Here is a 12591-nt window from a genome sequence, read left to right as displayed (position 1 = left end):
CATGACGGTTAAAGATTTTGCCCAGAAAATGGTAAAGGCCATAGAAAAGGAAGAATTTGAAGTGTATATGGGCGGCGGCGAAGTCTTGGGCGTTTATTTGAAACGCTTTTTTCCTAAATTATTACATCGTGTAATGGTAAGGCGCAGTGCAAAAAAAGAGAGTTCTAACAGAAATTAAACCAATAACGTACACCGTCTTCGGCGGTCTTGTCAATGTTCAAAGTGGTCTGTAGTTGGTTGGCCAAGCGGTTCATCAACCTAATACCCATGGATGAATTGGCCCTTTCATCGGTGTCATCCGGCAGACCGATACCGTTATCGGAATATTCAAAATATCCTTCCTTTTCACCGATTTTTCGAATGTGGATGTAGATTTTTCCGTTTTCATCATTATCGGGGAAAGCATACTTAAAGGAATTGGAAACAAGCTCATTGAGCATGAGGCCAAAAGGAATGGCACGGTCAATATCGAGTTCAACACCTTCGGCATCTACCGTGATATTGATATTGTGTCCCCCTTTTTTATAGACCGACTGCACGCTATTGATCAGACTCTCGATATAGCTCTGCATTTCAATAACGGACAAATCTTCGTTTTGATATAGTTTTTGATGGATCAAGGCCATGGCCTTCACCCTACTCTTTCCTTCTTCCAAGGCTTCAATGGCCGCCTTGCTCCTCGTATTTTTGGTCTGCAGGCTCAACAAACTGGAAACCATTTGAAGGTTATTCTTTACCCTGTGGTGAATTTCCTTTAAGAGCGAATCTTTTTCTACCAAGGAATTTTCAATGATATATTTCTGTTCGGCGATCAGTCGTTGGTTTTTTATACTCTTCAAATAGGCATATACCAAGCCGGCAAAACCTAACAAGGTGAACAATAAAGAAATAAGTACCAAGTTGATACTGCGGTCCTTGGCCATCATATCGTTTCTTGATTTTTCAAGAGCACGCTTTTGCTCGGCCAACATGGTTTGCGATACCGCAAGATCCTGCCCCATTACCGCTGCCAATTGTTGCTTTCTCAGCTCCGACTCGTTGTTCAATATAGAATCGCGCACGCGAATGTTCTTCTTAAAGTAAAGGGCGGCGTTCTTGTAATCTTCCGTTTTCTCGTAATACATGGCCAACAACCTGTTTTTTCGCAAAAGGTTAGTGGTCGTTCTGGTCTCAAGATTATCACTTAGGTAATCCGTTGCCTTTTCATAGTTGGCCAACTGCAAATAGCATTCGGAAATGGCCAGACTATTTTCGGTAATTTCTGATGAGAGCTCTTTGCTTTTGTATTTTTTCAAGGTATTGATGGCACTTTCCAAATGTGGGATGGCATCTTTGTACTGCTCCAGTTCCACATGGCATTTGCCTATATTGCCTTCTATGATTCCCTTTAAAAGATTGGCGCTCTCTATCTCTTTATCCGATTTTTTTCGGGTAATGAGGTTCAAGAAAACATCGATATAGCCTTTGGCTTTTTTGTAATGGCTTAAGGCGGTAGGCGCAGATTCATCCAACCTTAAGTAGTTCCCTAGATTATTGTAGTATTCGGCTTGGGCATAAAAATCGTTCTCTTCTATGGTTTTCTTTACATTATCAATGTAATGTTCCATGGCTTTTCTATACATGCCCAAATTGGCATAGATATCATAGAAGGCGACATTCTCGTTAATACCGAGTTCCCTTTGTTCTTTGCGTATTTCAATTTGTTCGGTATACATGGTAAGCTGACCGTAGTTGTCATCCATGATATCCAACAATTTGCTTTTCATATTGTTATCAAGGTCTTCTTTATCGACATATAGTTCTTTAGAAATGGCCAAACTTTTATCGTAGTCGCCCAAATCGTAATAAATTCTGGCCTGCATGAGCTTGTAATACTCAATTTCCTTGACATTATCTTCTTTGATAGCCGCGTTCAGGTAGATATTGATAAGGTCTAACCAATCATAGGTAGAGTTTTCACGGTAGAGGTCGGGCGAATTAAAAAAGAAGTTCAACTGCTCATTGACGGCCTCAATATCTTGAAACCGCTGATAAGGGTTTTTCTCACTGTCATCTTCTTGGGCGCGTAGAGCTACCGCTAGAAAAAATACAGCCAAGAGTACAAGGGCTTTTTTGAATGAAAGGTTGTTCATATTTTGAAATGAAACAAAATCAGAGAGCATTATGCTAATTTATTACTAGATTCTATTCAGCTTTTGGCCTTGGGTCTTATACTCATAAAACGTTACCATTATGCATACCGGTAGCCAATTCAAATTAACTCATTTTAATTAAATATTCCGTTCATTTATCCATAAAGTTAAACAAAAGCTCGGGAACAAAATAACAGCACTTACATAAGGCTTTATACGCCCGAAAACATGGAAAAAAAAGTAAGGCTACCGTATGTGCCGTTCATCGACAATAAAAATACCACTTGTCGATCAGAACCGTTCAGCATTGTTGTGTAGGACGTTATTCTTGTTGTAAAAACCAGATCTGTCCACATTTTCGACCTACATTATATTGTTGACGGAAACATTTTATTTTAGTTTCCTACTACCCGAAAATTCCACATCACCTAATAATCTGCCTTTTTGTGGTACAGTTCTTGGGAAATTCCCGCTATTCGTCCTCCTTAGCTTGAACGTATCATCAAATTTTAACGTGATGTATATTAACAAATGAAATTTGCGATTGTTTATGAATAAAAAAAGGAACCATCAATGATGATTCCCTGGGATATATATATTTCCTTTTTCAAGAATTCATTGCCGAAATGATAAACTCTTTAAAATCTTTCGAAATCGGTATCAAGGTATCCTTTATCATGATATCCTTAGAATTGATTGCATCGATGTGGTCTACATTTACGATATAGGATTTATGGGCCCTATAGAACTTGTTTTTCGGTAGTTTTTCCAAATAATCCTTTAAGGGAGAGCGTACCAAGAACTTCTTGTCAACGGTATTCACTTCTAAGTATACGTTATCGGCCTTGATAAACCGGATATCACTAAACTGAATACGGTAGTAAAGATGTTGTTTTTTTACAAAAATAGAATCTTTCAAAACGGTGTTCGACATGGGAACATCTTCATTGCTGTTGACCACTGCCGCAGGCGATTTATCGGAGCGCGTGAAATTGGAAAGAGCGATTTCGATAGATGTATACAGGTCTTGCTGTTCAAAAGGTTTCACCAAATAACCGTTAGGTTTTACGGTCTTAGCGTTCTCTACAGTAGCCCTATCCGAGTTCGAAGTAACAAAAATAAAGGGAATGTCGTAGTTTTCACGGATGTGCTTTCCTAAATCGATACCCGTTTTGTCAGAGGCCAAAATAATATCGATCAAAACCAAATCTACATGTTGTGTCTTTAAGACTTCTTCCGCCTGTTCGTAGACGATGACATTATCTACAATCTCATACCCTATTTCTTCGAGCATAGATTGCATATCATCTGCGATGATCACATTGTCTTCTACTATTAATATTCTAATTGGTTGTTCCAAAATGGTTATTATTTAGTGTGTTTATATTCTAAATTTACAAAAAAATATTACAACTGATGTACATCAGTACTGACAAAAGAAAGGTGCTTAAGGCCAATTTCTTCAGTTCGGGATCTATTTGGTCATTTCTATCCGTTCGATATACCCTTTTCAAATGTAAAAAAATGGGTATAAACGCTAATAAAGGTAAGTAAGTCGCCCAACTTTTAAAATTCAAAATTGAAAAAACCAAGATACATATGAAGGCCGAAACCAATAATGCATAGTGGTACTTCTTACCGTTTGAAAAACCAATATAGACAATGAGCGTATTCTTATTTGCTTTTTTATCGGACTCGTAATCGCGTAGATTATTGAGGTTCAATACTCCTGCACTTAAGAAACCGATGGCCGCTGCGGGCAATAATGCCATGGCATTCAAGCTTTTTGTATATAAAAACATGGATCCCATAACAGCCAAAAGGCCAAAGAACAGAAAGACAAAAACATCTCCCAGTCCCCTATATCCGTATGCCGAGGCACCAATGGTATACTTTATGGCGGCCCAGATACTCGCTGCCCCCAATATGAGGAAGACTATAGGGTAAAACATATTTTCAAATCCGAAGGCACAATATACAAGGGCTACGACCAAAAGAAAGTCGATGACAATCGAAATGATTACCCCTTGTTTCAATTCCTCCCGGGTCACGATTCCACTTTGCAAGGCCCTTTTAGGACCTATGCGGTCTTCGTTATCGGTACCCCTTACCCCATCGCCGTAATCGTTGGCAAAATTAGAGGTGACCTGAAATCCTATGGTCGTCAATAGGGCCAGGACAAAAATGAGCATATCCTGTACACCGTATAAATTGGCCAGCGCGGAACCTACTACAACACCGGAAACCGATAAGGGTAGGGTTCGTAACCTAGCTGCATTTATCCAAGGACCTACTTTTGTCAAAATTATTGCGGGGATTCTATCCGTATTCTTTTTCCATCTTTATAAGACGCCACAAAAGCATCCTGAAAACCGAGTTCCACCAATTGTTCCCTGAATTTCTGCGCTTCCTGTAAGGTTTCAAAATTACCTAGGGAATAGGAATAAAACGGATTAGTTTTCACAAACATGGTATTGGTAAGTGCCTCTGAGGCCAAGGTCATATTGTTGTCAACAAATGATTTTACCTGTACGGAGTATATCTTCTCCTTTTCTAAAAATTCCTTTGCCAAATAGAATTCCCTTACTAGGCTCAACTCTTCGTTTTGTTGCTTCAAGTTGTCAATTCTAGACTTAATAGCGTCTAAACTATCTATAGATACCAATAAATTACTTGGGCTCTCGTAGTTGTTGGAAACGCTACGTCCTGCGGAAAAGGAAAAAACGATAAGACCGCCTATAAGGAAAAGTCCCGTTATACCCGCAAAGATATTGCGTTGCCATCGTTTGTTTCTAATCTCCTTGTTTTTGAACTTAATCTGATCTAGAAGACGCTCATTAATTATCTGCGCCTTGTCTATATCTTTGTGCAACTCCAGTAGGTCGCTTTCTTCTATAAATGGCATATAATTATTTTTTATGAGGTTACACTGTTAAAGTTAACCAAAATACCGAAAGATCGATGAAATGCACTTCCGGAATGTTGCAAAATTACCATATTCTGTGGTATAGATGTATATATCCGATGTTAAAAACTTTCCGTTCATCGATCAATCAGTGATTACACGGTAACGGAAGCAATTTCTTTTTCATCAGATAGCGTGTATACCATCTTCCTTAATTAAAATTTTTCGTTCCCTGTATAAGGTTCCCACTCCCTTTTTAAAGGTTTTCTTACTCATTTGAAGTTCCTTCTTAATGAGTACCGGGTCCGATTTGTCGTGTAAGGCCAAAAATCCGCCATGGGCCATTAGCCTTTTATAGATAGCCTCGGCCGCTGGCTCTAGGATTTTTTCGCCGATAGGCTGTAGGGAAACGTCTAATTTGTTGTCAGGACGAATATGCTTGATATACCCTTTGGTTCTATCACCGACCGCTACATGTTTATAGATCTCATTGGAATAAACCAGGCCTTTGTGTTGATCGTTGATTATGACTTCCCATCCCAAATCGGTCAATCGGGTAAAGAGTAGGTCTACTTCTTGGCGCTCCCTAACCGTCAGTTCTTCGTTACTTAAAAATTTATCGATTTTGTTCGAGCCGACCAAGCGGAACGAAACATCATCCATATAACAGCGAACGACATACCATTGCCCTTCTTTCATTTTCTCGCGCTGCTCACTAAAGGGAACCAACAAATGCTTTTCAAGGCCCCAGTCCATAAACGCCCCAATTTTATTCACTTCGGCAACTTGTAGAAAACCGAATCTATTTCTGATTACACTTGGGGTCAAGGTAGTGGCAATAGGTCTTTCTTCATGGTCTAGATAACAGAAAACCTTTATCATGTCACCAATATCTATGGTTTTTGGCACATACTTGTTGGGCAGTAGTATTTCGGTACCGGTATTGCTCCCTAAAAAGAGACCAACACTGGTATCTCTTAACACTTCCAGCTCATTATAATTTCCGAGTTCTATCATACTGCAAAAGTAACTTTAAAATTTGGGTATAAAAAAACCGCTCACTATTAATGAACGGTTTTTAGACATTATGCAATTTACATTAATAAGCAGATGCTTTATTAAAGTGTTTGCAGAGCATGTAATAAATAACTGCTCTATGCTTGTTTCTGTTGCTAGCACCATATTTTTCTACAACAGACTTGATAGCTTCCATCAATTTTGGGTCATCGCTCATACCTAATTTCTTCATTAGGTAATTCTTCTTAACCGTTTCCAACTCCTTATCATCGGAACCTGAAACCTTGGAAGCATCGATATTATAGATTGCAGGACCGAGGCCTACAGTAACTTTGGTCAAAAGATCCATATCTGGAGTTTCTCCAAATTTTTCCTTAATATCCTCAGCGTACTTTACAATCAAATCGTCTCTTTTACTCATAATAGTTAGTGTTGATTTATGTTAATGGTTTATATTAATCTCCTCGAAGATATAAAATCAAAATAACCGAGCAAAATTTTGTTGTTTAAAATTCTTGGGGTGTGGATTTCAAGAATTTTGGGGGTATCTGATTTTTTATAAAAATCTTTGAGCCTGTCTTTCAGGCTAGTTAGGTCGTTTGCCAACACATATTCAAAGCCGAATTGGGCACTTAGGTGCGCTACATTTTTTTCGTGGGCGGTTTCAAAGAAAGTTTCATAGTTTTCGGTTTCCTCCTGGCCCGGCAGGATCCTAAAAATCCCGCCACCGTTATTATTGATCACCACAATCCGAAAGTCGGAACGAATATAGTTGTTCCAAAGGCCATTACTGTCGTATAAGAAGCTAAGGTCGCCGCTAATCAGCAAGGTGGGGGTTTCCGAATAAAATGCAGCACCGACCGCCGTAGACGTGCTCCCGTCGATACCACTGGTTCCCCTATTACAAAAAATACGCAAGGAAGGGTCTAAATCGAACAACTGGGCATAGCGTACCGTGGAACTGTTGGCCAACTGCAATTGGTAGGCGTTGGGAATGTTCCGCAAAACATGTTCAAAGGCCAGCATATCGGAAAAGGGTATTTGGCCGAGGTAGACCTCTCTCCTAGCCTCGTATTGGGATCTTCTAGTATCTAAAAAGGCATAATAATCACTAGCCCTTGACCGAAGCCCGTCCATAAAATACTTAAAAAAAGTATTGGCATCGGTCTTAAAATGATGGGTCAACGAAAAGAACGTATCAAAAGCCTTCAGTTCATCAATATGCCAATGGTGGTCGGGTCGGTACTCCCTTAAAAAAGCTTTGATTTTTTTTGAAACTACAAGTCCCCCAAAAGTCAGCAGTATCTCGGGGCGTAGCCTTGAAAAAAGACTATCGGCCTCATCGCTCTTTTCCATAGGGGCGACCAAACTATCGATACTGGTAAAGAAATTCGGGTGGTGCAGGTTCGATGTCGTCTCCGTTAAAACAACAACGGATGGATCGGTGGCCAATACATCTAAAAACCTTTGCTCTACGGCATTCGGCGGGTTTACCCCTACCAACACCATTTTCTTGGCAGAGGCCTCCCAGATATCGGTAAAGTCCCCTATTTCCGAAAAATCCCATTCATTTACATCGGTATCCTGCACAATGTCGGCCGTTACCGTGGGTTCTACAATGGTATCGTACAAAGGCTCTTCGAAGGGCACGTTGATATGTACGGGCAACTTTAAGCGTAAGGCCAGGTTCAAGGCGATATTCAGCTCTTCATCATTATTTTGCTGTACTTCTTCTTGCAAGGCTTCCACACTACCTCCGGACAAATACTCCGGGGCATATTTTTTAACCCTGGGCAAGGCATGGGACACATCTTGCCTCAAGTTCGCCGAATACCCGATATGCCTATCAAAAACGTTGTCTTGGCGAATGGTCTGTCCGTCCCCAACATCAATTTTATAGACGGGGCGATCGGCCGAGATTACGACTATGGGAATGCCACTATAAAAAGCTTCCGCAACCGCCGGGTAATAGTTTAACAAGGCACTACCCGAAGTACATACTAGCGCCACGGGTTCGTGCAACTGCTGTGCTATGCCTAGCGCAAAAAAGCCTGCGCTGCGTTCGTCTACAATACTAAAACATTTAAAGTAGGGGTCTTCGCTAAAATCAATCGTCAAGGGTGCATTTCGCGACCCTGGGGATATCACTATGTTCTTTATTTTTTTCGCCTTGCAGTGTTGCACTACCAATTGGGCGGAGGGTATGCTGGAGTATCTCATGAGCCACAAAAATACAACGGTTGTATTTCTTAAACCAATCTTGTTTAAATTACTCCGTAGCCAAAATTACTTTAAGCATGGTCTTGCTCTTGGCAACGGTTTCCCCCCATTCCTTTTCGGGGTCCGAGTCCTTTGTGATTCCTCCTCCCACATAAATTTGTATCGTATCGTTTATCCTCTGCATACAGCGTAAGTTGACAAAAAGGGTGGTATTTTTCGAAATGGAACGATATACATTGTTTTCGGTATTTCCCGGACGGGTGTTCCTGTTCCGTTCCGTTTTAAAATTAAGTTCCCCTAAAAAACCGGTATAGAACTCCCTATCATAATTTTCTTCCCTAAGGATAAAAGCCTTGGTCTCCCCTTTGGGCATACCGCAAACGGCAGGTGTAGGATGTAGTGCATTTATAATCGCCCCAAGGTTTTCCTGGGTGGCGTTTCCTGAAATCTTGGTACGCAAATGCATCAATGCACCGGCCTTGACCGACTCCGTTGGCGTTCGTTCCAAATTGGAAACCTTGCCCTCAAGCGCCTTGAGGATATAGTTGGTTACCAACTGCTGCTCTTCAAGCTCTTTATTGCCCCAGGTAGGGTTAACGTTATCCGTATAATCTTGGGTACCCGCCAATGACATGGTGGTTAATTTTCTATTGTGAAAGGTCAATAATATTTCTGGGGTCGCCCCAAGCCACATTCCCACTTTCGGATGGTACCACAGGTAGCAAAAGGCTGTTTTATACTGATGCAATAGCGCTTGAAACAAACTCAAAGGTGCCGTATCGGTTTTGACCGTAATACTTCTGGAGAGCACGACCTTGTCAAATTTTCCGGCCTTGATATCGGCTATCCCCTTTTTTACCAAATCCAAATGAAAGGCATGCTGTTCCTCCCCCGGCTCTTCTCCAATATTCTTTGAAGGACTATTGGTTTTGTCGGGAAAAGCATCCAAATGTAGTACTTCATCCAGTCTCAGGAGAATGGCAGGCGCATCTGAATCAAAAGGGGCAAAAACAAAGCCCGTTTCCGAGTAGTCGTTCAGATGGAGCAGCCCATCATCGTTTTGAAAAATAGCCTTAACGCTTTCTTCATTAGGTTTACGGTAGGCCACAAAAGGTAATTCTTTCTCGAGGTGAGAATCAATTTTGTCAAAAAAATCCAAGGGCATTATTTTTTCTTAGGTAAGGCAATAGTGGTCAATTTACACACGGATATCAGTTTTCCTTCTCCATCCGTAATCTTAATGTCCCACAGTTGGGTCGTTCTTCCTTTGTGTAAAATCGTAGCTTTGGCAAACACCTCGCCTTCACGGACACTTTTAACATGATTGGCGGAAATTTCGATACCACGGATAGCAAATTGCTGGGCATCGAGAAAAATATACGAGGCCATACTGCCTATACTTTCGGCCAGAGCCACCATGGCACCTCCGTGAAGAACCCCGTCGGGTTGATGCACCCTTGGGTTTACAGGCATCTTTCCCACCAGAAAATCTTCCCCCACATCCGTATATTCGATTTGTAGGGTCTCCATTAGCGTGTTTTTCGAAGATTCGTTGCAAACCTTCAGTATTTTTTCTTTGTAGCCGTCCATATCATCTATTTTTGTCAAAATTAAGCATTACACCTTCAATAAAAGCCATTACTTTTATAGAGATTTTTGTTCTATGGATTATTCTGAAAACACGGTGTCGTATACCACCACAAATAGTTATGCTACACTCAATACGCTAACCGACAAAACCAAAAACGTTTGGGTCGTATTGCACGGTATTGGCTATTTGAGCCGTTATTTCCTGAGGTATTTTGATGAATTACCACCTGAAGAAAATTATATTATCGCACCTCAAGCGCCTTCAAAATACTACCTAAAGAACAGCTACCGCCATGTTGGGGCCAGTTGGCTTACCAAGGAAGCCACCCAGCAAGAAACGCAGAATGTCATGGCTTACCTAGATGCCGTTTATGCCGCGGAAAAATTCCCCATAGACCTGAATTTCATTGTATTCGGATACTCACAAGGTGTTTCGGTCGCCACCCGATGGGTCGCGCAAAAAAGAATACAATGCGACCATTTGGTCTTGTATGCCGGAGGAATTCCTGAAGAATTACGGGCGTCGGACTTTGAATTCCTAGCTAAAAACCAAAGTAAGATTACCACCCTTGTGGGCGATGCCGATGAATATTTAACCGAAGAAAGGCAAGCCTTGGAAACGAAAAAAATAGAACGCCTATTTGGAGGAAAGGCCAAACAAATTTTGTTTAAAGGCGGACACGAAATAAAAAAAGAGCTTATCTTAAACCTGGTAAAATGAATGCGGATATAAGCTTGGAAAACGAGTTGGTACAACTGCTTCCCTTATCTGAGAACCATGTAGATATACTTTGGCCCATTGCCCAAGAAATGGACCTGTTCCAATACGGCTCCAATGACATTTCTACATTTGAAAAACTAAAGGCTTATGTCGATACGGCCCTTAAGGAGGCCCGGGAAGGACGATCCATACCTTTTATCATTTATAACAAGATGACCCATGAATGTGTAGGAAGCACCCGTTTTGGACATATCGACCCAAAAAACAAGGTTCTTCATATTGGCTGGACATGGATTTCCCAAGCCTCACGCGGTACTGGCCTCAACCATCAAATGAAATTTTTGATGTTGCGCCATGCCTTTGAAGAAATGGAATTTGAGAAAGTAGAGTTTCGGATCGACGAAAGAAACCTCCGATCTCGAAAAGCCGTAGAGAAATTGGGGGCGACATTAGAAGGAATCCTAAGAAAGAACGTCGTTACTAAAAATAATTTTAGACGAAGTTCTTGCTGTTACGGCATCTTAAAAGAGGAATGGGGCCAAATCAAGGAAGCAAAATTTAAAGATTTTATATGAAACAAGCTATTGCACAAGTTACCCTTGTCGTACAAAACTACGATAAAGCCATAGAATTCTATACTAAAAAATTAGGATTCAACCTTGTAGACGATATCGCTCTGGAAGGTGGCAAAAGATGGGTGACCGTTTCGCCCCCGAGCCTTAGCGGGCTTTCCCTTCTATTGGCCGAGGCTACCAATGAAGAACAGCGAAAAGCCGTAGGCAACCAAAGCGGCGGCCGTGTTTTTCTGTTTCTCCATACCGATAATTTTTGGAGGGACTACAAGCGTATGAAGGAACAGGGCGTAACCTTCAACGAAGACCCTAGGGAGGAACCCTATGGCACCGTAGTAGTGTTTAAAGACCTGTACGGCAACCTTTGGGACCTTATCGAAAGAAAATAGTCCGCCTTTAGTAACTTGTTTCATCCAATTGCACCTTGCCCCTGAAGGTCCGATAGACAAAAAAGGTATACCCCAACACCAAGGGACCTCCTATGGCGACCATGGTCAACATGATCTTTAACGACTTTGTCGATGCCGCCGCATTATAGATGTCGATACTGTGTGCGGGATCCAAGGTGGAAAACAATAGGGTTGGGTAAAGTTCTATTGCTACAAGGGCCAATAGAAAACTGATGGTCAGGGATGAAAAAAAGAAAGCCCACTTATAGTTTTTCTTATTGGCCAACCTTGGCACATTGGCTATGCTTAAAAAGGTTGCCAAGGGCACGGCAAACAAAACGGGATCACTTCTAAAGGCGTCGGAAAGATGCGGAATATACAGCAAGGTATAGAGAGTCGTAACCGCAAAACTCACCATAAAGAAAATCATTCCCTTCTTTAATAAAAAGGTCAATTTGGCGAACAATCTACCTTCCGTCTTTAAAAGTAAATATATGGCACCGTGCGCCATAAAAAGAGACAAAGTGGTAAGTCCCGTAAGAATGGCATAGGGATTCAAAAACTCAAAAAAACCGGCTCCTTGGTATTGATAATCAGGACCAAGGGCAATCCCTTGAAGGACGTTTCCCAATACCACGCCCAATAAGAACGCCAAAAGTATACTGGAGACGCTATACCCAATATCCCATGTTTTACGCCACCATTTCATTTCTTCCTTCCCCCTAAACTCTATTGATATCGCCCTAAAAATAATACAGATCAAAAACAGCATAAACGGAATGTATAAAGAAGAAAACAGCGTGGCATACATCACGGGGAAACCGGCAAAAAGGGCGCCACCGCCTATGACCAACCATACCTCGTTTCCGTCCCATACGGGTCCCACCGCATTAAGCGCGATTCTTCTGCTCTGTTCTTTCCTTAAGAACAAATGCCAAGCCCCTGCCCCAAAATCAAAGCCATCAAGAATGGCATAACCGGAAAATAATCCTCCTACTACCAAAAACCACCATGTGGGATAATCGAGTCCTAAAAACGTTTCCAT

The 12591-nt window shown here is 41.3% G+C and carries 14 protein-coding genes; 4 read left to right on the top strand and 10 right to left on the bottom strand.

Annotation, left to right across the window (positions count from 1 at the left end; all coding sequences use genetic code 11):
• Position 1: 1 nt before the first annotated feature.
• Entirely contained in the window at positions 2-178 is a 177-nt protein-coding gene (locus ZOBGAL_RS23620; RefSeq protein ID WP_013995352.1) for a hypothetical protein, read from the top strand.
• On the opposite strand, the gene ZOBGAL_RS18960 is transcribed toward ZOBGAL_RS23620, so the two are convergent.
• The 9 genes from ZOBGAL_RS18960 to ZOBGAL_RS18920 form a co-directional block, all read right to left on the bottom strand.
• Positions 165-2132, bottom strand: coding sequence for a sensor histidine kinase (locus ZOBGAL_RS18960; protein WP_046287600.1), 1968 nt, complete (start codon positions 2130-2132; stop codon positions 165-167). The two genes, ZOBGAL_RS23620 and ZOBGAL_RS18960, sit on opposite strands and share 14 nt — an antisense overlap.
• A 607-nt stretch (positions 2133-2739) precedes the next feature.
• Positions 2740-3492, bottom strand: coding sequence for a LytR/AlgR family response regulator transcription factor (locus ZOBGAL_RS18955; RefSeq protein ID WP_013995350.1), 753 nt, complete (start codon positions 3490-3492; stop codon positions 2740-2742).
• A 34-nt stretch (positions 3493-3526) separates the two neighbouring features.
• A complete protein-coding gene (menA, locus tag ZOBGAL_RS18950; RefSeq protein ID WP_013995349.1) occupies positions 3527-4435 on the bottom strand; it encodes a 1,4-dihydroxy-2-naphthoate octaprenyltransferase in 909 nt (302 codons plus the stop codon).
• Positions 4436-4437: 2 nt separating this feature from the next.
• Positions 4438-5037 carry an SPOR domain-containing protein gene (locus ZOBGAL_RS18945; protein WP_013995348.1) on the bottom strand — a complete coding sequence of 200 codons (600 nt, stop codon included), beginning with the start codon at positions 5035-5037 and terminating at the stop codon, positions 4438-4440.
• A gap of 186 nt (positions 5038-5223) precedes the next feature.
• Complete coding sequence (locus ZOBGAL_RS18940; protein WP_013995347.1) at positions 5224-6054, bottom strand: CvfB family protein; 831 nt, start codon at positions 6052-6054, stop codon at positions 5224-5226.
• Between the two features lie 82 nt (positions 6055-6136).
• On the bottom strand, positions 6137-6475 hold the full coding sequence (locus ZOBGAL_RS18935; RefSeq protein WP_013995346.1) for a DUF2853 family protein: 339 nt from the start codon (positions 6473-6475) through the stop codon (positions 6137-6139).
• A 29-nt stretch (positions 6476-6504) separates the two neighbouring features.
• Entirely contained in the window at positions 6505-8274 is a 1770-nt protein-coding gene (menD, locus tag ZOBGAL_RS18930) for a 2-succinyl-5-enolpyruvyl-6-hydroxy-3-cyclohexene-1-carboxylic-acid synthase (protein ID WP_046287599.1), read from the bottom strand.
• 49 nt (positions 8275-8323) lie between these two features.
• Positions 8324-9439, bottom strand: coding sequence for a chorismate-binding protein (locus tag ZOBGAL_RS18925; RefSeq protein WP_013995344.1), 1116 nt, complete (start codon positions 9437-9439; stop codon positions 8324-8326).
• Positions 9439-9864, bottom strand: coding sequence for a PaaI family thioesterase (locus ZOBGAL_RS18920; RefSeq protein ID WP_046287598.1), 426 nt, complete (start codon positions 9862-9864; stop codon positions 9439-9441). The genes ZOBGAL_RS18925 and ZOBGAL_RS18920 overlap by 1 nt, the downstream gene beginning before the upstream one ends.
• Before the next feature lie 73 nt (positions 9865-9937).
• On the opposite strand from ZOBGAL_RS18920, the gene ZOBGAL_RS18915 reads away from it, so the two are divergent.
• The 3 genes from ZOBGAL_RS18915 to ZOBGAL_RS18905 are packed head-to-tail and all read left to right on the top strand — an operon-like array spanning position 9938 to position 11546.
• Complete coding sequence (locus tag ZOBGAL_RS18915; RefSeq protein WP_013995342.1) at positions 9938-10585, top strand: alpha/beta hydrolase; 648 nt, start codon at positions 9938-9940, stop codon at positions 10583-10585.
• Entirely contained in the window at positions 10582-11160 is a 579-nt protein-coding gene (locus tag ZOBGAL_RS18910) for a GNAT family N-acetyltransferase (protein WP_013995341.1), read from the top strand. Before ZOBGAL_RS18915 ends, ZOBGAL_RS18910 begins: the two co-directional genes overlap by 4 nt.
• The gene (locus tag ZOBGAL_RS18905) at positions 11157-11546 is read left to right on the top strand and encodes a VOC family protein (RefSeq protein ID WP_013995340.1); all 390 of its coding nucleotides are present in this window, start codon (positions 11157-11159) and stop codon (positions 11544-11546) included. Before ZOBGAL_RS18910 ends, ZOBGAL_RS18905 begins: the two co-directional genes overlap by 4 nt.
• A gap of 7 nt (positions 11547-11553) precedes the next feature.
• Here the strand turns inward: ZOBGAL_RS18905 and cydB are convergent, their stop codons facing one another.
• Entirely contained in the window at positions 11554-12591 is a 1038-nt protein-coding gene (gene cydB / locus ZOBGAL_RS18900; RefSeq protein ID WP_013995339.1) for a cytochrome d ubiquinol oxidase subunit II, read from the bottom strand.

Source organism: Zobellia galactanivorans (assembly GCF_000973105.1).
GTDB lineage: Bacteria > Bacteroidota > Bacteroidia > Flavobacteriales > Flavobacteriaceae > Zobellia > Zobellia galactanivorans.
The sequence above is the reverse complement of the archived record's forward strand: the minus strand, read 5'-3'. Positions and strand labels throughout refer to the sequence as shown.

Coding starts and splice junctions, on each gene's coding strand:
- ZOBGAL_RS18960 (WP_046287600.1), bottom strand. CDS start 2,132: ATGAACAACCTTTCATTCAAAAAAGCCCTTGTACTCTTGGCTGTATTT.
- menD (WP_046287599.1), bottom strand. CDS start 8,274: ATGAGATACTCCAGCATACCCTCCGCCCAATTGGTAGTGCAACACTGC.
- ZOBGAL_RS18925 (WP_013995344.1), bottom strand. CDS start 9,439: ATGCCCTTGGATTTTTTTGACAAAATTGATTCTCACCTCGAGAAAGAA.
- ZOBGAL_RS18945 (WP_013995348.1), bottom strand. CDS start 5,037: ATGCCATTTATAGAAGAAAGCGACCTACTGGAGTTGCACAAAGATATA.
- ZOBGAL_RS18940 (WP_013995347.1), bottom strand. CDS start 6,054: ATGATAGAACTCGGAAATTATAATGAGCTGGAAGTGTTAAGAGATACC.
- ZOBGAL_RS18910 (WP_013995341.1), top strand. CDS start 10,582: ATGAATGCGGATATAAGCTTGGAAAACGAGTTGGTACAACTGCTTCCC.
- cydB (WP_013995339.1), bottom strand. CDS start 12,591: ATGGAAACGTTTTTAGGACTCGATTATCCCACATGGTGGTTTTTGGTA.
- ZOBGAL_RS18935 (WP_013995346.1), bottom strand. CDS start 6,475: ATGAGTAAAAGAGACGATTTGATTGTAAAGTACGCTGAGGATATTAAG.
- ZOBGAL_RS18905 (WP_013995340.1), top strand. CDS start 11,157: ATGAAACAAGCTATTGCACAAGTTACCCTTGTCGTACAAAACTACGAT.
- ZOBGAL_RS18915 (WP_013995342.1), top strand. CDS start 9,938: ATGGATTATTCTGAAAACACGGTGTCGTATACCACCACAAATAGTTAT.
- ZOBGAL_RS23620 (WP_013995352.1), top strand. CDS start 2: ATGACGGTTAAAGATTTTGCCCAGAAAATGGTAAAGGCCATAGAAAAG.
- ZOBGAL_RS18920 (WP_046287598.1), bottom strand. CDS start 9,864: ATGGACGGCTACAAAGAAAAAATACTGAAGGTTTGCAACGAATCTTCG.